Origin of the sequence: Brachybacterium sp. sponge (assembly GCF_001613775.1) — a bacterium.
GTDB lineage: Bacteria > Actinomycetota > Actinomycetes > Actinomycetales > Dermabacteraceae > Brachybacterium > Brachybacterium conglomeratum.
Window position 1 is genome coordinate 368,368 of the sequence record NZ_LRMP01000004.1, and the last position, 18,787, is coordinate 387,154.

The 18,787-nt window shown below is 72.1% G+C and carries 15 protein-coding genes and 1 tRNA gene; 3 read left to right on the top strand and 13 right to left on the bottom strand.

The genetic code is table 11. The features are described 5' to 3' along the window. Positions 1–17: 17 nt before the first annotated feature. Both uvrB and coaE read right to left on the bottom strand, forming a co-directional pair. Positions 18–2,120: an excinuclease ABC subunit UvrB gene (gene uvrB / locus A4A78_RS16200; protein ID WP_062951019.1), complete on the bottom strand. Its 2,103-nt coding sequence runs from the start codon at positions 2,118–2,120 to the stop codon at positions 18–20. A 145-nt stretch (positions 2,121–2,265) separates the two neighbouring features. After that, positions 2,266–2,913: a dephospho-CoA kinase gene (gene coaE, locus A4A78_RS16205; protein WP_062951021.1), complete on the bottom strand. Its 648-nt coding sequence runs from the start codon at positions 2,911–2,913 to the stop codon at positions 2,266–2,268. A gap of 74 nt (positions 2,914–2,987) precedes the next feature. Here coaE and A4A78_RS16210 point away from each other — a divergent pair, with 74 nt between their 5' ends. Then, positions 2,988–3,881 carry a trimeric intracellular cation channel family protein gene (locus A4A78_RS16210; protein WP_062951023.1) on the top strand — a complete coding sequence of 298 codons (894 nt, stop codon included), beginning with the start codon at positions 2,988–2,990 and terminating at the stop codon, positions 3,879–3,881. Between the two features lie 79 nt (positions 3,882–3,960). Here the strand turns inward: A4A78_RS16210 and aroD are convergent, their stop codons facing one another. The 8 genes from aroD to polA form a co-directional block, all read right to left on the bottom strand. Beyond that, positions 3,961–4,815, bottom strand: coding sequence for a type I 3-dehydroquinate dehydratase (gene aroD, locus A4A78_RS16215; protein ID WP_062951025.1), 855 nt, complete (start codon positions 4,813–4,815; stop codon positions 3,961–3,963). Positions 4,816–4,850: 35 nt separating this feature from the next. Next, positions 4,851–5,933, bottom strand: coding sequence for a 3-dehydroquinate synthase (gene aroB / locus A4A78_RS16220; RefSeq protein WP_062951026.1), 1,083 nt, complete (start codon positions 5,931–5,933; stop codon positions 4,851–4,853). Continuing rightward, positions 5,930–6,472 carry a shikimate kinase gene (locus tag A4A78_RS16225; protein ID WP_062951027.1) on the bottom strand — a complete coding sequence of 181 codons (543 nt, stop codon included), beginning with the start codon at positions 6,470–6,472 and terminating at the stop codon, positions 5,930–5,932. The genes aroB and A4A78_RS16225 overlap by 4 nt, the downstream gene beginning before the upstream one ends. Further along, positions 6,469–7,722, bottom strand: a complete 1,254-nt coding sequence (aroC, locus tag A4A78_RS16230; RefSeq protein ID WP_062951318.1) for a chorismate synthase — start codon at positions 7,720–7,722, stop codon at positions 6,469–6,471. The genes A4A78_RS16225 and aroC overlap by 4 nt, the downstream gene beginning before the upstream one ends. A gap of 119 nt (positions 7,723–7,841) precedes the next feature. Next, a complete protein-coding gene (locus A4A78_RS16235; RefSeq protein WP_062951028.1) occupies positions 7,842–8,663 on the bottom strand; it encodes a hypothetical protein in 822 nt (273 codons plus the stop codon). A 272-nt stretch (positions 8,664–8,935) separates the two neighbouring features. Beyond that, positions 8,936–9,766, bottom strand: coding sequence for an HAD-IIA family hydrolase (locus A4A78_RS16240; RefSeq protein ID WP_062951029.1), 831 nt, complete (start codon positions 9,764–9,766; stop codon positions 8,936–8,938). A gap of 114 nt (positions 9,767–9,880) precedes the next feature. Then, a complete protein-coding gene (rpsA, locus tag A4A78_RS16245; protein WP_062951030.1) occupies positions 9,881–11,362 on the bottom strand; it encodes a 30S ribosomal protein S1 in 1,482 nt (493 codons plus the stop codon). A 236-nt stretch (positions 11,363–11,598) separates the two neighbouring features. Continuing rightward, positions 11,599–14,310: a DNA polymerase I gene (gene polA / locus A4A78_RS16250; RefSeq protein ID WP_062951031.1), complete on the bottom strand. Its 2,712-nt coding sequence runs from the start codon at positions 14,308–14,310 to the stop codon at positions 11,599–11,601. Between the two features lie 64 nt (positions 14,311–14,374). Between polA and A4A78_RS16255 the strand changes: the two genes are divergently transcribed. After that, positions 14,375–14,869 carry a hotdog fold thioesterase gene (locus A4A78_RS16255; protein ID WP_062951032.1) on the top strand — a complete coding sequence of 165 codons (495 nt, stop codon included), beginning with the start codon at positions 14,375–14,377 and terminating at the stop codon, positions 14,867–14,869. 28 nt (positions 14,870–14,897) lie between these two features. Here the strand turns inward: A4A78_RS16255 and A4A78_RS16260 are convergent, their stop codons facing one another. Both A4A78_RS16260 and A4A78_RS16265 read right to left on the bottom strand, forming a co-directional pair. After that, entirely contained in the window at positions 14,898–16,274 is a 1,377-nt protein-coding gene (locus A4A78_RS16260; RefSeq protein WP_062951033.1) for an ABC transporter substrate-binding protein, read from the bottom strand. A gap of 67 nt (positions 16,275–16,341) precedes the next feature. Continuing rightward, positions 16,342–17,058, bottom strand: coding sequence for an ANTAR domain-containing response regulator (locus tag A4A78_RS16265; protein WP_082835382.1), 717 nt, complete (start codon positions 17,056–17,058; stop codon positions 16,342–16,344). A gap of 39 nt (positions 17,059–17,097) precedes the next feature. Here A4A78_RS16265 and A4A78_RS16270 point away from each other — a divergent pair. Further along, positions 17,098–17,180: transfer RNA gene (locus A4A78_RS16270), tRNA-Leu, on the top strand. Between the two features lie 102 nt (positions 17,181–17,282). On the opposite strand, the gene pyk is transcribed toward A4A78_RS16270, so the two are convergent. Continuing rightward, positions 17,283–18,746 carry a pyruvate kinase gene (pyk, locus tag A4A78_RS16275; protein WP_010550670.1) on the bottom strand — a complete coding sequence of 488 codons (1,464 nt, stop codon included), beginning with the start codon at positions 18,744–18,746 and terminating at the stop codon, positions 17,283–17,285. Between the last annotated feature and the right edge of the window lie 41 nt (positions 18,747–18,787).

The window sequence follows — 18,787 nt, forward strand, 5'->3', positions numbered from 1 at the left end:
GCCTCGTCGTCATCGGCTCAGGACCGCTGCACGGCCCGCAGCTCCTTCTTCAGCTCCTGCACCTCGTCGCGCAGCCGCGCCGCGACCTCGAAGTTCAGCGACTCCGCGGCCTGGTGCATCTGCGTGGTCATCTCGTCGATCATGCCGGTCAGCGCGCCGACGGGATCATCGCCGAGGTCGATCTGGCGACCCTGCATCGAGTCGACGGCGTTCGCGCGCGCCCGGTCCTGGGCCACCTTCTCCTTCCCGGAGCGGTAGTCGGTGGCCAGGAGGGTGTCGGTGTCGATGTCCTCGCGGGCGAGCATGTCGGTGACGTCCGCGATCCGCTTGCGCAGCGGAGTCGGGTCGATGCCGTGCTCGGTGTTGTACGCGATCTGCTTCTCGCGGCGACGGTTGGTCTCGTCGATCGCGTCCTGCATCGAGTCGGTGATCGTGTCCGCGTACATGTGCACCTGGCCGGAGACGTTGCGGGCCGCACGGCCGATCGTCTGGATCAGCGAGGTGCGGGAGCGGAGGAAGCCCTCCTTGTCCGCGTCCAGGATCGCGACCAGGGACACCTCGGGCAGGTCCAGGCCCTCGCGCAGCAGGTTGATGCCGACGAGCACGTCGTACTCGCCCTGCCGGAGGGAGCGCAGCAGCTCGATGCGGCGCAGGGTGTCCACGTCGGAGTGGAGGTACTGGACCCGCACCCCGTTCTCGAGCAGGAAGTCGGTGAGGTCCTCGGCCATGCGCTTGGTCAGGGTGGTGACCAGCACGCGCTCGTCGCGCTTGACCCGCTTGTCGATCTCCTCGCGCAGGTCGTCGATCTGGCCCTTGACGGGCTTGACGATGACCTCGGGGTCCACCAGTCCCGTCGGCCGGATGATCTGCTCGACCACGCCGTGGGCGCGGTTCAGCTCGTACTCGGCGGGGGTGGCGGAGAGGTAGACGGTCTGGCCGGTGCGCTCGGTGAACTCGGAGAAGGTCAGCGGGCGGTTGTCGAGCGCCGAGGGGAGGCGGAAGCCGAAGTCGACCAGAGTGCGCTTGCGGGAGCGGTCCCCCTCGTACATCGCGCCGATCTGCGGGACGGTCACATGGGACTCGTCGATGACCAGCAGGAAGTCCTCGGGGAAGTAGTCCATGAGGGTGTTCGGGGCGGTGCCCGGCGCGCGGCCGTCGAGATGGCGGGAGTAGTTCTCGACCCCGTTGGTCGAGCCCATCTGCCGCAGCATCTCGAGGTCGTGGGTGGTGCGCATGCGCAGGCGCTGCGCCTCCAGCAGCTTGTTCTGCCCCTCGAGCTCCTCGAGCCGCTCGGCGAGCTCCTCCTCGATCGTGCCGATCGCGCGGGAGAGCCGCTCGGGACCGGCGACGTAGTGGGAGGCGGGGAAGATGTGGATGTGCTCCTCCTGCCGGATGACCTCGCCGGTCATCGGGTGGAGGGTGTAGAGCGCATCGATCTCGTCGCCGAAGAACTCGATGCGGATCGCGAGCTCCTCGTACATCGGGATGATCTCGACCGTGTCCCCGCGCACCCGGAAGGTGCCGCGCTCGAACGCGATGTCGTTGCGGTCGTACTGCATGTCCACGAAGCGGGTCAGCAGCTCGTCGCGGTCCAGCTGGTCGCCGACGCTCAGCTGCACCATTCGGTCCACGTACTCCTGCGGGGTGCCCAGGCCGTAGATGCAGGAGACGGAGGAGACGACGACCACGTCCCGTCGGGTCAGCAGCGAGTTGGTGGCGCTGTGCCGCAGCCGCTCCACCTCGGCGTTGATCGAGGAGTCCTTCTCGATGTAGGTGTCCGACTGCGGGACGTACGCCTCGGGCTGGTAGTAGTCGTAGTAGGAGACGAAGTACTCCACCGCGTTGTGCGGCAGCAGCTCCCGGAACTCGCTGGCGAGCTGCGCGGCGAGGGTCTTGTTGTGCGCCATGACCAGGGTGGGTCGCTGCACCTGCTCGATCAGCCAGGCCGTCGTCGCGGACTTGCCGGTGCCGGTCGCGCCGAGCAGGACCACGTCCTGCTCGCCGTCGTTGATCCTCTTGGTGAGCTCCTTGATCGCCTGCGGCTGATCGCCCGAGGGCGAGTACTCGGAGACGACCTCGAAGGGGTGCTCGGCGCGGACGAGATCGGTGACGGGACGCATGAGGACGAGCCTACGACCCGGGGCCGTCGGAGGACACGATGCGGTGCCTCTGTCCGCTCAGGGCCGACGGCCCCGCGGGGCCGGGCGGGACGGCGCACAGGCTGCTCCCGGCGCCCGGCGCCGGGTCGGCCGGGGTCCGACGCGATCAGGTGCGGAGGTCGTGCTCCTCGAGGACCGCGTCGAGGGCACGGCCGGAGCGCGCGAGGAGAGCGGGGCGATCGGCCGTGTTCAGCACCAGGCGGTCCGCACGGCGGATACGTTCGAGATCGGTGACCTGCGCCGCCATGACCGACTCGACATAGGCGCGGTCCCTGCCCCGGTCCCGGACCACCCGCTCGATGCGGTCCTCGCGCCGGGCGAGCACCGCGACGACCGCGTCGTAGCCGGACTCGCCGTGCTTCTCCAGCAGCAGCGGGCTGTCGTGGACGATGACCCGCTCCCCCGACACGGCCGCCTCGGCCTCCTCCTCCGCGACCGCCCGGTCCACGCGGGAGAGAACGATCCGCTCGAGGTCGGCGCGGGCCGCGGCATCGGCGAAGACGATCCGGGCCATGGCGGCGCGGTCGATCGTGCCGGCAGGGTTCCGCACACCTTCGCCGAAGCAGGCGATCGCCTCCTCGACCCCGTCGCCGGGGACGTCCAGGACGGCCCGGGAGTGGGCGTCCAGATCGATCACGCGCAGACCGCGCTCCCGCCAGAGCGCGGCGACGGTCGACTTGCCCGCGCCGATGCCGCCGGTGAGGCCGATCCGCAGGGGGCGGTCAGGACGAGGGGGAGGAATGCTGCCGGGCATGGTCCGATGGTAGGGCGGGTCGGCCGGGTCACGGGCCCGTTCACGCTCCTGCCTGCACGGACTACGGTGCTGGGGTGGACCCTCTTGAACTGCTCGTGACGAACGACTTCCTCCGCGTGCTGGACCTCGTGGGCGTGTTCGTGATGGGCGTGGCGGCCGGTGCGATCGCCTCCCGCCTGAACTTCGACGCGGTCGGCTTCGCGGTGATCGGCATCGTCGCCGGGCTCGGCGGCGGTCTGGTGCGCGATCTGATCCTCGACTACGGCACCCCGGCGGCCTTCGACGGGCCCTGGTATCTCACCTGCGCCCTCGGCGGAGCCATGTTCACCTTCGTCATCCATGCGGACGGCCCCTGGTGGCGCCGCCTGGTGACGGCGCTGGACATCGCGGCGATGGGGCTGTGGGCCGCGACCGGCACGGCGAAGTCCCTGGGCTACGGCCTGGACACGCTGCCGGCGATCCTGCTCGGGGTCACCAGCGCGGTGGGCGGCGGCGTGATCCGCGACGTGCTCGTGGGCAGGATCCCCCAAGTCTTCGGGGGCGGCCCGCTGTACGCGACCGGTGCGCTGGTCACCGCGGTGCTGACCTGGCTGGTGCTGGCTCTCGGGCTCCCCTCCCCGACGGTGCTGGTCGCGGTCGCCGTCGGCTCGCTGCTCGCCGGGGTCGCGGCGTGGCGCCGCTGGTCGCTGCCGGCCCATCAGGAGTGGCAGGTGACGATGTCCGCCACCCAGCTGAAGCAGCTGGTGCGCCGCACCCGCAAGGACGAGCGGGAGCGGGTCGCGCAGGAGACGGGGGCGATCCCCGTCGTCGACATCGACCACGACGACCTCGCCGAGGACGCCGGGGCCGAGGACCTCGACGCGAGCGACTACGAGGACCGGATCTTCCCGGATCCGGCGGAGCTGCTTGGCACCGCCGAGAACGAGCGGCGCGAGGAGCAGGACCCCGGGACCGCCTCGCCGCGCTGAGGCGGCTGCGCTGCCGGGCGTCGGCGCGCCGGCCCCTCCGCGGTCCGGCCGGAGCGCCGAGGCGCCGGCCGGGGCCGGGTCAGGGCCGCAGGAGCTCGATCATCCGGGCGACGTCGTCCGCGCCGAGCTGGCCGGGGGCGGACCCCTCCCCCGCGGTCGCGAAGGTCGCGGCGCTGCCGAACGCCTCGGCGGCCACGCGGCTGCTCGCCCCGAGGGTGCCCATGGAGATCGCGATGTGCGGGCCCGTCCGCTCCTCGGCGACGGCGAGGCTCGCCGAGAGCAGGGTGAGCACGTCGCGGGCGGTGCGCGGGGTGACGGCGACCTTGGGGATGTCCGCGCCGAGGCGGCGCTGCTCGCGCAGGATCCCCGCGATCGTCTCCTCGTCGGGGGTGCCCTCCATGTCGTGGAAGGAGCCGACCACGGCGATACCGTGGCGGCGGGCGGAGTCGATGACCGAGGCGACCACCGCGGGGTCGTGGGAGGTCTCGATGTCGACAAGGTCGACGGCCGACTGCGTGCCCGCCCGGCGTCCCGTGATCAGCGCCTCCAGCAGCGAGACGAGGGCGCGGGGGCCGTAGGGCCTCTGCCCGCCCTCGGCGGTGGTGCGGAAGGTGACCAGCAGGGCGCGGTCGGCGCCGAGGGCGGCGCGCAGCGGGCCGAGCGCGGCGAGGACCGCCTCGCGGTGGTGCTCGGCGTCCTCGAGGTCGGGGCGGAAGCGGTCCAGGCGCCACTCGACCACGCGGGCCGGGGTCGCGCTCGCCGCCTCGGCCTGGGCGAACAGGGCGTCGAGGTCGTCGCCCACCAGCGGCACGATGATCTCGGGGCGCCCGCGGCCGAACTCGACGCCGCGCACGGTCGCGGTGCGGCGGCGCACATCGACCATCCCCTGCGCGGCGGGGCCGTCCTGCGCGGCGGTGCCGGGCTGCTCGGTCATGGTGCTCCTCCTTGCTCGGGCGGGCTCGGTCGTGCTCAGTCGTCGGTGATGGCGGCGTAGGCGCTCAGCAGGAGTGCGGGGTCGGGCCCCTCGATCCGGGAGACCGAGCCGATCCGGTCCAGGACCACGAAGCGCAGCAGGCCGGCGCGGGTCTTCTTGTCCCGCTTCATCGCGTCCTCGAGCTTGGGCCACTGGCGGTCGCGGTAGGTGACGGGCAGGCCGAGCGAGGTGAGGATGCTGCGGTGGCGGTCCACCTCGGCCTCGGAGAGCTTGCCGGAGAGGTGGGAGAGCTCGGCGACGAACATCATCCCGATGCTCACGGCGGCGCCGTGGCGCCACTGGTAGCGCTCGTTGCGCTCGATCGCGTGGGCGAGGGTGTGGCCGTAGTTGAGGATCTCCCGCTCCCCGCTCTCGCGCAGATCCGCGGAGACCACGCGGGCCTTGACCCGGATCGCGCGCTCGATCACCTCGCGGAAGGCGTCGGTGGAGACGTCGAGCACCGCGGCGGGGTCCTGCTCGACGATGTCGAGGATCGCGGTGTCCTCGATGAAGCCGGCCTTGACCGCCTCGGCGAGGCCAGCGGCGACGTCGTTGTGGCCGAGCCCGCCGAGGACGTCGAGGTCGGCGACCACGGCGATCGGCGGGTGGAAGGCGCCGACGAGGTTCTTCCCCTCGGACGTGTTGATGCCGGTCTTGCCGCCCACGGCCGCATCGACCATCGCGGCGACGGTGGTGGGGACCTGGAGCACGTCGACGCCGCGCAGCCAGGAGGCCGCGACGAAGCCGGCGAGGTCCGTCGCCGCACCACCGCCGAGCCCGATCACGAGGTCCTGTCGGCCGATCTCGGCCTGGCCGCACACGCCCCACAGGAACCCGGCGACCTGCGCCGTCTTGGCCTCCTCGCCGTCGGGGACCTCGGCGGCGAAGGACTGCCGCCCCGTCTCCTCGATCCCGGCGCGGACCTGCTCGGCGACGTCGCGCAGGCTCGGCTGGTGCACGATCACCACGCGCCGGGCGCGCTCCGGCACCAGGGCGGGGACCTGCTCGAGCAGGCCCCGCCCCACGTGCACGTCGTAGCCGCCGGTGGGCGTGGTGACGGGGATGACGGTGGTGCTCATTCGGTCTCCTCCTGGGGGCGCGCGGGCCCTTGAAGCTGCAGGGCGTCGATGATGGCGAGGGCCACCCGGTCCGGGCTGCCGAGGGCGGCGTCGATGCGATGGGTCGCCAGTCCACGATAGGTCTCCGCCCGGGCGGCGGCGAGCTCGCGCCAACGGGCCATGGGGTCCTCGCCGGACAGCATCGGGCGGCCGACGCCGTGGGCGATCCGGCGCGAGACCGTCTCCTCGTCGATCTCGAGCAGCACCACGGGCAGGTCGCGCAGGGTCGAGGCGGCGCCGGCGTGCATCGGGGCGCCGCCGCCGAGGGAGAGCACGCCCCGCTGGTGCGCGACGGCGCGGGCGAGCGAGCGGGCCTCCCGTTCGCGGAAGGCGGGCTCCCCCTCGTCCGCGAAGAGGTCCGGGATCGTGCGTCCGGCCTCCTGGACGATCAGCGCGTCGAGGTCGGCGAAGGGGACGCCGAGGCGTGCGGCCAGAGCGCGTCCCACGCTGGTCTTCCCGGCGGCCATCGGACCGATCAGGACGGCCACGGGACCGGTCACGAGGCGGAGTCCTCCCCACGGCGGGCGAGCCCGGCCTGGAGGTCGAGCGTGCCCTCGAGGTGGGCGCGGATCTCGTCGATGCTGTCCCCGCCGGTCTTCTCCAGCAGCGCATCGGCCAGGGTCAGGGCGACCACGGCCTCGGCGATCACGGCGGCCGGGGCGACCGCGCAGGTGTCGGAGCGCTGATGGTTGGCGGTGGTCTGCTCCCCGGTGGAGACGTCGACCGTGCGCAGCGCACGGGGGACGGTGGAGATCGGCTTGAGCGCCCCGCGCACGCGCAGCACTTCGCCGTTGGTCATCCCGCCCTCGAGGCCGCCGGCGCGGTTGGTGGCGCGGGGGAAGGCGGAGCGCTCGCCGCGCGGGGAGGGCGCGACGAGGATCTCGTCGTGGGCGACGGAGCCGCGGCGGGCGGCGGTGGCGAAGCCGTCGCCGATCTCGACACCCTTCATGGCCTGGATCGACATGACGGCCTGGGCGAGGCGCGCGTCGAGCTTCCGGTCCCACTGGGTGTGGGAGCCGAGGCCGACGGGAAGGCCGTAGGCGAGGACCTCGACGACGCCGCCAAGGGTGTCACCGTCGGACTTCGCGGCGTCGACCTCGTCGACCATCGCCGCGGAGGTGCCCTCGTGGAAGCAGCGCAGCGGATCGGCGTCGAGCTGCTCGAGGTGGTCGGGGGTGGGCAGCGGCGCATCCTCGGGCACGGACACGGAGCCGACGGAGAGGGTGTGGGAGACCAGCCGGATGCCGGCGGCCTGCTCGAGCAGCGCCGCGGCGACGCGGCCGGCGACGACGCGGGCCGCGGTCTCGCGGGCGCTGGCGCGCTCGAGCACGGGACGGGCCTCGTCGAAGCCGTACTTCAGCATCCCGGAGAGGTCGGCGTGGCCGGGGCGGGGGCGCGAGAGGGGGCGGTTGCGGGCGATCTCGCGCTCGTCGCCGGTGCCGGCGTCGATCAGCAGGTCCTCGCGCGGCACGGGGTCCGCGCTCATGACCTTCTCCCACTTCGGCCACTCGGAGTTCGCGATCTCGATCGCGAGCGGGGAGCCGAGGGTGCGTCCATGACGGAGCCCGCCGTGGATCGTCAGCACGTCCTGCTCGAACTTCTGGCGACTGCCGCGGCCGTGACCGAGGCGGCGGCGCGCGAGCGCGTCCTTCAGATCGTCACTGGTCAGCTCGATCCCGGCGGGGACGCCGTCGAGCAGGGAGAGGAGGGAGGGGCCGTGGGATTCCCCGGCCGTGAGCCAGCGCAGCATGTCGTCGATCATCTCATGAGCCCGGCGGCCCTCGGGCGGGCGTCCGCGCTGTGCGGACGCCCGCCCGAGGGCTCAGGGGCACCCCGCCGATGTGGGACCGGCGGGGAGCGGAGCGGGGATCAGGGGCCGTCGATGCTGATCATCATCGCGGGCGCCTCGCCGTCGGTGGGGATCGGCAGCAGGGTCACCCCGACGGTGCGGCCGGAGCCGTCCTCCACGGCGGTGCCGCGCACCGGGGTGGTCGAGGTGAGATCCACCTCCCCCTCGACGGAGGTGACCGTGAGGTCCTCGCGGCCGAAGCCGTCGAGCACGAAGTTAGCGCGCTCCACGGCGACGTCCTGCGAGAGCGTGGTGGACTGCTCCTGCTCCTCGCCCCAGACGGGATAGGCGCCGGTGCCGTTCAGCCCGTCGTTGAGCGTCGCGGCGGCCTCCTCGGACAGAGGGGCGTCCTTGCTGAAGTAGAGCCAGTAGTCGGCCTCGGCGACGCCGGCCGGCGCCATGTAGCCGTAGTAGGTCTCCTGCTCGCCGCTCCAGCCGATCACGGTGCAGCGGGTGACCGCGCCGGGCTGGTCGAGGGCGAGGCCGTCGGTGCAGGTGGCCTCGTCGCTTAGGCTCGGGTCGGCGGCGTAGCCGTACAGCTGCGAGGCGACGTCCCCCGCGGTGATCGTGCTCCGGTCGGCGCGGGGGAACTCCTGCGAGCCCGTGGTGAAGACCTCGCTCGGCGCGGCGGCCTCCTCCCCGGCGGCGCCGTCCTCCCCCGCGGCGTCCTCCTGCGAGCCCGTCCGCTCGGCGGGTGCGGCGACCGCGGCAGGCGCGTCCTGGACGGGCGGCACGGCGGTGGTCGCGACCGCCTGCGAGAATCCTCCGATGCCGAGGCCCACGAGCAACGGGGCGCCGAGGCCGAGCGCGGCGAGGGTCCTGACCTGGTGCCGACGAGTCATCGTCGTCTCCTTCCGAGTGCGTCGGGGGACCATCTGTCCCCACGGGCTCCTCCGGACGGTCGGGACGTGGACTCCTCCACCACCCCTGGGCCTTTGCCGTTCCTTGACCCTCCGGCGAGCTGGTCGTGACCTTTCCAGCTCGGACGCCCGGGGTCAAGGCCGACTCGCCGACCCCGCACGACGGCATCACCGGATCTTCACAGGTCGGGACCTCGCCGGCCGGATCGCCGCTGCCGGTCCTGCCCTGCCGGGCCGGTGCCCGCCCCCTGTGTTCAGTCCTCGTCGAGCTCGACGGCCTCGTGCGGGGTCAGCCGCTCGACGAAGGGGACCACGTCCGCGATGCCGTCCAGCACGGCGGTGGGGCGGAAGGGGAACTGCGGGATCTCGTCGACGTCGGTGGAGCCGGTGAGGACGAGGATCGAGCGCATGCCCGCCTCGAGACCCGACTTCACGTCGGTGTCCATCCGGTCTCCGATCATCACCGAGGTCTCCGAGTGGCCTCCGATGCGGTTCAGGGCGGTGCGCATCATCAGCGGGTTCGGCTTGCCGACGTAGTACGGATGGATCCCGGTCGCGGCCGTGATCATCGCGGCGACGGAGCCGGTCGCCGGCAGCGGGCCCTCGGCGCTGGGTCCGGTGACGTCGGGGTTGGTGGCGATGAACTTCGCCCCGCCCTTGATCAGCCGGATGGCGCGGGTGATGGACTCGAAGGAGTAGGTGCGGGTCTCCCCCAGCACGACGAACTCGACGTCGCTGTCGGCGAGGATGAAGCCCTCGTCGTGGATGGCGGTGGTGAGCCCGGCCTCGCCGATCACGTAGGCGGAGGCGCCGGGCTGCTGCTCGGCGAGGAAGCGGGCGGTGGCCAGGGCGCTGGTCCAGATCGCTTCCTCGGGGAGGTCGATGCCGCTGCGGGCCAGGCGCGCCCGGAGATCGCGCGGGGTGAAGATCGAGTTGTTGGTGAGCACCAGGAAGGGCCGCCCGTACTGCTGCAGCGCGGCGATGAACTCGGGGGCGCCGGGCAGCGCGGACTGCTCGTGGACGAGCACGCCGTCCATGTCCGTGAGCCAGGTGTGGATCGGGTGGGACTCGAGAGAAGTGGTCATGAGCCTAGTGTGCCCTGCCGTGATGCTCCCGGATCGGGGCCGCCCGAACGCCGGGAACGGGGACGGCCCGGCCCCCGCGAGTTGCGGGGACCGGGCCGTCCGGTGATCCGAGGATCAGTTGCCGGTGAGCTTGGCGCGCAGGGCGGCCAGGGCCTCGTCGGAGGCGAGGGTGCCCTCGTCCGAGGAGCTCGACTGGTAGGAGGACTGCGCGGCGGGCGCGGACTCGGAGGAGGAGGTCGAGGCGGCGGCCGGAGCGTTCGCGGACTCCTCGTCGGCGCGGATCGCCTCGGCGACCTGGGCCTTGTGGGCGGTCCAGCGCTCGTAGGCGGCCGCGTACTGGGCCTCCCACTCCTCGCGCTGGGCGTCGTAGCCCTCGAGCCACTCGTTGGTCTCCGGGTCGAAGCCCTCGGGGTACTTGTACTCGCCGTTGGCGTCGTACTCCGCGGCCATGCCGTAGAGCGCGGGATCGAAGGTGGTGTCGTCGCCCTCGGGGTCGACGCCCTCGTTCGCCTGCTTGAGGGAGAGGGAGATGCGGCGACGCTCGAGGTCGATGTCGATGACCTTGACGAAGACGTCCTGGTCGACGGTGACGACCTGCTCGGGCAGATCCACGTGGCGCTGGGCCAGCTCGGAGATGTGCACGAGGCCCTCGATGCCGTCCTCGACGCGCACGAAGGCGCCGAAGGGGACGAGCTTGGTGACCTTGCCCGGCACGACCTCGCCGATGGCGTGGGTGCGGGCGAAGAGCTGCCACGGGTCCTCCTGGGTCGCCTTCAGCGACAGGGAGACGCGCTCGCGGTCCATGTCGACGTCCAGGACCTCGACCTTGACCTTCTGGCCCACCTCGACGACCTCGGAGGGGTGGTCGATGTGCTTCCAGGACAGCTCGGAGACGTGCACCAGGCCGTCGACGCCGCCGAGATCGACGAACGCGCCGAAGTTGACGATGGAGGACACGGCGCCCTCGCGGACCTGGCCCTTCTGGAGGGTCTGCAGGAAGTCGGAGCGGACCGCGGACTGGGTCTCCTCCAGGTAGGCGCGGCGGGACAGGACCACGTTGTTGCGGTTCTTGTCCAGCTCGATGATCTTCGCCTCGATCTCCTGGCCGACGTAGGGCTGCAGGTCGCGGACGCGGCGCATCTCCACGAGGGAGGCCGGGAGGAAGCCGCGCAGGCCGATGTCGACGATGAGGCCACCCTTGACGACCTCGATGACGCGACCGGTGACGACGCCCTCGTCCTCCTTGATCTGCTCGATCGAGCCCCAGGCGCGCTCGTACTGGGCGCGCTTCTTGGACAGGATCAGGCGACCCTCCTTGTCCTCCTTCTGGAGGACGAGGGCCTCGATCTCGTCGCCGACCTCGACCTCGTCGGCCGGGTCGACGTCGTGCTTGATGGACAGCTCGCGCGAGGGGATGACGCCCTCGGTCTTGTAGCCGATGTCCAGGAGGACCTCGTCGTGATCGACCTTCACCACGGTGCCTTCGACGATGTCGCCGTCGTTGAAGTACTTGATGGTGGCATCGATGGCGGCCATGAGCTCGTCGGCGTCACCGATGTCGTTGATGGCGATCTGGGGGGTCGTGGTGTCGGTCATGTAGGTAAGGACTCCGTCGGGACAGGAAATGAGTAGGGTCGGGGGACGTGCTCCGCCCAGCGGCGGGACCGGGGGTCCGGGCCGGGAGGGCGGTTCGCTCGTGCACCGGGGCGCGCAAGCCTTCGACAGCCTACCAGCGATGCCCCCGGCGCGCGAGGGCGCCGGCGACCGCTCCGCGGCGCGCCGGTGTGATGTCCGCCCTGTCCGGCGACGGGGCGGCGGTGGGAACCCGGGCCTCAGTGGGCCGCCTCGCGCCAGGTGCGTCCCACGCCGATGCCGACCTCGAGCGGGACCGAGAGCTCGTAGGCCGAGTCCATGCCGTCCTCGACGATCTCCCGCACCTGCTCGACCTCGCCGGGAGCGACCTCGAGCACGAGCTCGTCATGGACCTGGAGCAGCATGCGCGAGCGCAGCCCCGCCTCGCGCATCCGCTCCTCGACGGCGAGCATCGCGAGCTTGATGAGGTCCGCGGCGCTGCCCTGGATCGGGGAGTTCAGCGCGACCCGCTCGGCGTTCTCACGGCGCTGCCGGTTGTCGCTGGTGAGGTCCGGGAGGTAGCGGCGCCGACCGAGGATCGTCTCGGTGTAGCCCGTCTCCCGGGCCTTCTCGACGCTGCGGTGGAGGTAGTCGCGCACCCCGCCGAAGCGCTCGAAGTAGCCGTCCCGCAGCGCGGTCGCCTCCGCGCGGGAGATCCGCAGCTGGCGGGAGAGCCCGAAGGCGGAGAGCCCGTAGGCGAGGCCGTAGCTGACCGCCTTGGTCTTGGAGCGCATGGCCGGATCGACCGCGTCGGGGCTCACGCCGAACACGCGCGAGGCGACGAAGTTGTGGAGGTCCTCCCCGGAGCGGAAGGCCGCGATCAGCCCCTCGTCCTCGGAGAGGTGGGCCATGATGCGCATCTCGATCTGCGAGTAGTCCGCGGTCATCAGCGACTCGAAGCCTTCGCCCGCGACGAAGACGTCGCGGATCCGCTGCCCCTCGGAGGTGCGCACGGGGATGTTCTGCAGGTTCGGCTCGGTCGAGGCGAGCCGACCCGTCGCCGCGGCGGTCTGCTGGAAGGTGGTGTGGACGCGGGAGCCGGTGTCCATCTCCTTGTCCAGGCCCACGAGATAGCCGGTCAGCTTGCTCATCTCGCGGAAGCGCAGCAGCCAGGAGAGGAAGCGGTGGCCGGCGGAGTCCGGGTCGAGCGACTCCCTCAGATCGGTGAGGGACTCGGCGTCGGTGGAGTGGCCGGAGGAGATCTTGCGCGTGGTGGGCAGGGCGAGGGTCTCGAAGAGCACCACCTGCAGCTGCTTCGGGGAGGCGAGGTTGACCTCCTCCCCCACGATCTCGCCGGCCTCGCGCCTGGCCTGGGCGACGAAACCCTCGAACTCCTCGCGCAGGGACTGCAGCGCGGCGTGGTCGATCGCGATGCCGCGGGAGTGCATCGTCTCGAGCACGCGCTGGAGGGGGCGCTCGAGGTCGTCGAGGATGCTCCCCGCCCAGGGGGCGGCCTCGATCCGGTCCGCGAGCTCCGCGGCGGCTGGGTGCAGGGCGGAGACGGCGCTCGCGAGGCGGTCCTCGGCCCGGGCGATGTGCTCGGCGCGGGTCTCCGCGCTCTCCTTCTTCAGGGTCGACTCGGCGGGCTTGCGCGGCTTCGGCTCGAAGCTCGCGCCCGCGAGATCCGCGGCGAGGGCCTCGGTGTCGTAGCTGCGGGCGCCGGGGCGCAGTACGAAGGACTCCAGCGCCAGGTCGCGCACCCCGTCCCCGAGCCGGTAGCCGTTCTCCGCCAGGCGCCTGCGCAGGGCGGGGACGTCCGCGATCCGCAGCTCCCGGGAGCCCTCGAGGGCCGCGCCGAGCAGCTCGGAGGCCTCGGAGTCCAGGGCGCCGAGCGCGGCGGCGCCGGCCTGCTCAGGGGTCGCCAGGCCCAGCAGCGCCCCGCCGCGCACGTCCTCGACGAGGTCGAGGGAGAGCGGGGCGTCCTCCTCGCCGAGCAGGGAGGTGAGTGAGGCGGCATCGCGCAGGCGCAGCACGTCGGCCGCGCGCTCGGGGGCCGCCTCCTCGGCCACGTCCTCGCCCAGCAGCGCGGCGGGGAGGTCGCGGCGGATCGTGTCGCCGAAGGCGAGGTCGTCGAACACCTCGAGCACGCGGGCCCGGTCCCCGCCGCCGAGGGCGTAGTGCCCGGGGTCCTCGGGCAGCTCGAGGGTGGTGAAGGCGGCGTTCATCAGCCGGTTGCGCCTGACGTCCTCCATGTGGTCGCGCAGGGACTGGCCGGCCTTGCCCTTGATCTCCTCGGCGTGCGCGAGCACGCCCTCGAGCCCGTCGTACTGCACGATCCACTTCGCGGCGGTCTTCGGGCCGACGCCGGGGACGCCGGGGAGGTTGTCCGCCGCCTCGCCGACGAGCGCGGCGAGGTCCGGATAGCGCTCCGGCGGGATCCCGTACTTCTCCTCGACGGCGGCGGGGGTCATGCGCCGCATCTCGGTGACGCCCTTGACCGGCTGCAGCAGGGTGACCTTCTCCCCCACCAGCTGGATGGCGTCGCGGTCGCTGGAGACGATCAGCGCCTCGTGGCCCTGCTCCTCCGCGCGCGTGGCGAGTGTGGCGATGATGTCGTCGGCCTCGTAGTCCTCGTAGGTCAGCCAGCGCACGCCGAGCGCGTCCAGCACCTGCTGGATCAGGCCGATCTGGCCGTGGAAGGCCTGCGGGGTCTCGTCGCGGCCGCCCTTGTACTGGTCGTAGATGCGGTCGCGGAAGGTCCCGCCGGGCAGGTCGAAGGCCACCGCGAGATGGGTGGGCCGCTCGGCGGCGACGACGTTGATGATCATGCGGGTGAAGCCGTAGACGGCGTTGGTGGCCTGGCCGCGGCCGTCGCTGAAGCCGTCCGCGGGCAGGGCGAAGAAGGCCCGGAAGGCCATCGCGTGGCCGTCGATCAGAAGGAGGCGCTGGTCATCGGTGTCGCTCGCACTCATGAGGAGCAGTCTCCCATGTCGCGATCACCTCCGCGCACCCGGCGGGCTGTGGCAGTCTCGGGGCATGTCCGATCAGCGCATCCGCCCCGCAGACCCCGCCAACGCCCCCGTCGGCGCGACCGAGGGGGCGCCGGCGCCCCTGGACGCGCGGCTCGCCGCCCAGCTCGAGGCGTCCTTCGCCGGGACGCTCGTGGAGCGGCTGGGCATGGAGGTGCTCACACTCTCCCCGAGCGGCGGCACGATGCGGATGCCGGTCGCGGGCAGCACCCAGCCGGCCGGGCTGCTGCACGGCGGGGCGACGATCGCGCTGGCCGAATCGATCGCCTCGGTCGCGGCGCTGCTGCGCGCCCGCGAGGTGCACGGCGAGGGGGCCCAGGCGGTGGGCACCTCGGTCTCCGCCCTGCACCATCGCTCGGCGCGCGAGGGCTGGGTCACCGCGACGTGCACCCCGCGCCATCTCGGTCGCCAGGTCGCGAGCTATCTGGTGGACGTCCACGACGAGGCGGGGACCCTGCTCAGCACGATCACGGTCGCGACGCAGCTGCTGCCGCCGCGCTGAGCGGCGCCGTCGCCGCCCGGGCGGCGCCTCACTCCGGCGACTCGAAGCCCCCGTCGGTGCCGGGCTGCATCACGTTCGCCTCGTTCCAGGTGAACTCCCGCAGCTGGCCGATGCGGGCGTCCGACTGCCCGCCGAGCTCGACCTTCCCCATCCGGCCGACGTAGGCGACGGTGGCCTTCTCCCCCGCCTCCAGCGCCGTGGTCATCACCCGGCGGCACTCCTCGAAGTCGGTGCACTCCTCGCTGCCGGTGAGCACGGCGTTCAGGGCCGCCGCGAGCGCGGTGCCCTCGACCGAGAGGGCGTGCTGCGCCGCGAGGCACAGCATGACCAGCGCGTCGTAGCCGTGCTGCGAGTAGGCGTAGCCACGCCGCAGGAACTCGGGATTGCGGTTGAGCATCATGTTCTCGTGGCCGACGGTGATCTCGCCGCCCGGCTCGTAGCCGGTCACGGCGGTCAGCGACTCGGGGGCGAGGTCCTTCGCGACCGGCTCCTGCGAGTAGTCGATCGTCGCCGCCGGCGACACCCTCCGCGGGAACTCGATACGGGGCCGCTTGCCCTCGTCGAGGGTCGCGGTGTGCAGGGCCGAGAGGAACGGGGCGAGCTCCGCCCCGCCGTTGGCGACCAGCAGCGCGGGCGGCGACTCGAGGACCGCCTTCACCCGGGCGCCGATGTCGCCGATCTTCCCGACCTCGTAGAACTGCTGGCTGACGACGCGGCCGCTCGAGGGGTTCAGCACCTGCCTCATCTCGTTCAGGAGGCTGCGGCCCTGGAGCGTGTCCTCGGAGAGGTAGGCGACGGTGCCGGCGGGCCCCGACTTCTCCCCTCCTCCGCCTCCGAGGGCCTCCTCGGCGTAGCGGGCGGCCATCACGCGGTCGTTGGGGGCGAGGCGGATCAGCAGGTTCGAGGTCTTCACCTCGGCCGCGCGGACGCCCATCCCGGAGGTGAGCACGTCGAGGATCGCCAGCTGCGCCTCGACCAGAGCGGGCATCGCCGCGATCAGGGACTCCTCGTCTATCGAGGTGATCACGCAGGTGGCGCCGGCATCTGCCATCTGGGCGATGACCGGGGCGAGGTCCTCGCCGGGCGCCTCCATGACGTGGCGCTCCAGGAGCACGACCTCCTGGCCGAACAGTCCCTCCCAGCGGGCGTTGACGTCGATCCTCGCCTCGTCGATCGAGACCGCGATCGCCTCCTCGAACCTCGCCATCCGGCCGTAGGAGGCGCCGATCTGCCCGATCACGAGCGGCTGGTCGGGCTCCTCGAGGTCACCCGCGGTGGGCTCGGTGGTGGTGGGCCGACGGCGCCCCCGGCGGATGCCGCCGCCCTGGTTGCAGCCGCTCAGCGCCCCGGCGCCGAGCACGCCGGCCCCGAGTCCCTGCACGAGCGTGCGTCGCGTGATGCTCATGTGCTCGGTGTCCCCCTCCGCAGGACCGGCGCGCCCCCGCGCGCCGGTCGATGGCGCCTGCCGGCCCTCAGTCCTTGCCCTGGCCGCCGAGCTGGTCGACGACCGCGTCGGCGACCTCGCGCATGGTCAGTCGACGGTCCATGGAGGTCTTCTGGATCCAGCGGAAGGCCTCCGGCTCCGACAGGCCCATGTTGGTCTGCAGCAGGCCCTTGGCGCGGTCCACGCGCTTGCGGGTCTCGAAGCGCTCGCCCAGGTCCGCGATCTCGGACTCGAGCTGCACGATCTGCTGGTGGCGGGAGATCGCGATCTCCACGGCCGGCAGGAGGTCCGCCGGGGTGAAGGGCTTGACGACGTAGGCCATCGCGCCGGCGTCGCGGGCCCGCTCGACCAGCTCGGACTGCGAGAAGGCGGTGAGCATCACGACGGGGGCGAGGTTCTCCTCGCCGATCTTCTCGGCGGCGGTGACGCCGTCGGTCTGCGGCATCTTCACGTCGAGGATCACGACGTCGGGGCGCAGCTCCCGGGTCTTCTCGATGGCGCTCTCGCCGTCGCCGACGGCGGCGATCACGTCGAAGCCCGCCTCCGTGAGCGTCTCGACGATGTCCATGCGGATGAGGCTCTCGTCCTCGGCGACGACCGCGGTGCGGCGCGGTGCATCACCCGCGGCGGCGGTGTCCTGGGCGTCGTCGGGAAGTTCGGTGAAGTCGTCAGTCATGTCGCCCTGTGTCTCGGTCGGGGCCGGCGCCCGGGTGCCCTGCACCCGTCGGCGGTGGCCGGTGGTCATCAGCGGTATCCTAGTCCAGCCCTCGGCACCCGAGGGCAGGCCGGGTTGGCGGAATGGTAGACGCGGCGCACTCAAAATGCGCTGTCCGCAAGGGCGTGCGGGTTCGAGTCCCGCACCCGGTACGCACGGGACGGCGCCCGCGGCCATCGGCCGCGGGCGCCGTCGCCGGTCCGGGGTCTTCCCCGGACCGGACGGGCCTTCGCCCGCAGGTCACCGCTCGGCGGTCACTGACCGGTGGCGATGCGGTCGGCCTCGATGCGGGCCGACTCGGTGCCGTCGAGGTCGCCGATGCGGTGCACGCGCAGGGTGTTGGTCGAGCCGTGGACGCCGGGGGGCGACCCGGCCGCGATGATGACCAGGTCGTTCTTCTGCAGCCCCTTCTGCTCGCGCAGGAGCTCGTCGACGACGGTGACCATCTCGTCGGTGTCCTTCTGCATGGGCACCAGGTGCGCCTCGACGCCCCAGGTGAGGGACAGCTGGCGGGCGACCTCGGGATACGGGGTCATCGCCAGCAGCGGGATGGTCGGGCGCAGCCGCGAGAGGCGGCGCGCGGTGTCGCCGGACTCGGTGAAGGTCACCAGGTACTGCGCGGAGAGCTGGTCGCCGATCTCCGAGGCCGCGCGGGTGATCGCACCGCCGCGGGTGTGCGGGATGGTGCCCAGCGGCAGGATGCGGTCGGCGCCGTTCTCCTCGGTGTTCGTGACGATGCGCGCCATGGTGCGCACGGTCTCGAAGGGGTACTTGCCCACACTGGTCTCGCCCGAGAGCATGACCGCGTCGGCGCCGTCGAGGATGGCGTTGGCGCAGTCGGAGGCCTCGGCTCGGGTGGGGCGCGGGTTCTCGATCATCGACTCGAGCACCTGGGTGGCCACGATCACGGGCTTCGCGTTGCGGCGGGCCAGCTCGATCGCGCGCTTCTGCACGAGCGGGACCTGCTCGAGCGGCAGCTCCACGCCGAGGTCGCCGCGGGCGACCATGATGCCGTCGAAGGCGCCGACGATCGAGCGCAACGCGCGCACGGCCTGCGGCTTCTCGATCTTCGCGATGACCGGGACGCGGCGCCCCTCCTCCTGCATGATGCGGAGCACGTCGTCCATGTCGTGGGCGTCGCGCACGAAGGACAGGGCGATCAGGTCCGCGCCGAGGGCGAGGCCCCAGCGGAGGTCCGCGATGTCTTTCTCGCTCATGGCGGGGACGGAGACGGCCACGCCGGGCAGGTTGATGCCCTTGTGGTTGGAGACGGGCCCGGGGACCTCCACGACGGTGGTCACGTCGGTCTCGGTGACGTCGGTGACGCGCACGGAGACCTTGCCGTCGTCGATGAGGAGCACGTCGCCGGGGCGGCAGTCGCCCGGCAGGCCCTTGAACGTCGTCGAGACGCGCTCCTTCGTGCCGACGATGTCGTCGGTGGTGATCGTGAAGGTGTCGCCGACCTCGAGAATGTGGGGGCCGTCCGCGAAGTTGCCCAGGCGGATCTTCGGGCCCTGCAGGTCGACGAGCACGGCGACGTTCTTGCCGAGGTCGTCGGAGGCCTTGCGGATGTTGGCGTAGACCTGCTCGTGGTCCTCGTGAGTGCCGTGGCTGAGATTCATCCGCGCCACGTTCATCCCGGCTTCGATCAGCGTCCGGATCTGCTCGTAGGTGTTGGTCGCGGGACCAAGGGTGCAGACGATCTTCGCTTTGCGCATGTCAACCCATCTGTAGTTCGAGTGAAGGGCCGCGGCCCCGG

Excerpts from the sequence above, each read along its gene's own strand:
- uvrB (WP_062951019.1), bottom strand. The coding sequence starts at position 2,120 with ATGCGTCCCGTCACCGATCTCGTCCGCGCCGAGCACCCCTTCGAGGTC.
- coaE (WP_062951021.1), bottom strand. The coding sequence starts at position 2,913 with ATGCCCGGCAGCATTCCTCCCCCTCGTCCTGACCGCCCCCTGCGGATC.
- aroD (WP_062951025.1), bottom strand. The coding sequence starts at position 4,815 with ATGACCGAGCAGCCCGGCACCGCCGCGCAGGACGGCCCCGCCGCGCAG.
- aroB (WP_062951026.1), bottom strand. The coding sequence starts at position 5,933 with ATGAGCACCACCGTCATCCCCGTCACCACGCCCACCGGCGGCTACGAC.
- aroC (WP_062951318.1), bottom strand. The coding sequence starts at position 7,722 with ATGCTGCGCTGGCTCACGGCCGGGGAATCCCACGGCCCCTCCCTCCTC.
- A4A78_RS16235 (WP_062951028.1), bottom strand. The coding sequence starts at position 8,663 with ATGACTCGTCGGCACCAGGTCAGGACCCTCGCCGCGCTCGGCCTCGGC.
- A4A78_RS16240 (WP_062951029.1), bottom strand. The coding sequence starts at position 9,766 with ATGACCACTTCTCTCGAGTCCCACCCGATCCACACCTGGCTCACGGAC.
- rpsA (WP_062951030.1), bottom strand. The coding sequence starts at position 11,362 with ATGACCGACACCACGACCCCCCAGATCGCCATCAACGACATCGGTGAC.
- polA (WP_062951031.1), bottom strand. The coding sequence starts at position 14,310 with ATGAGTGCGAGCGACACCGATGACCAGCGCCTCCTTCTGATCGACGGC.
- A4A78_RS16255 (WP_062951032.1), top strand. The coding sequence starts at position 14,375 with ATGTCCGATCAGCGCATCCGCCCCGCAGACCCCGCCAACGCCCCCGTC.
- A4A78_RS16260 (WP_062951033.1), bottom strand. The coding sequence starts at position 16,274 with ATGAGCATCACGCGACGCACGCTCGTGCAGGGACTCGGGGCCGGCGTG.
- A4A78_RS16265 (WP_082835382.1), bottom strand. The coding sequence starts at position 17,058 with ATGACCACCGGCCACCGCCGACGGGTGCAGGGCACCCGGGCGCCGGCC.
- pyk (WP_010550670.1), bottom strand. The coding sequence starts at position 18,746 with ATGCGCAAAGCGAAGATCGTCTGCACCCTTGGTCCCGCGACCAACACC.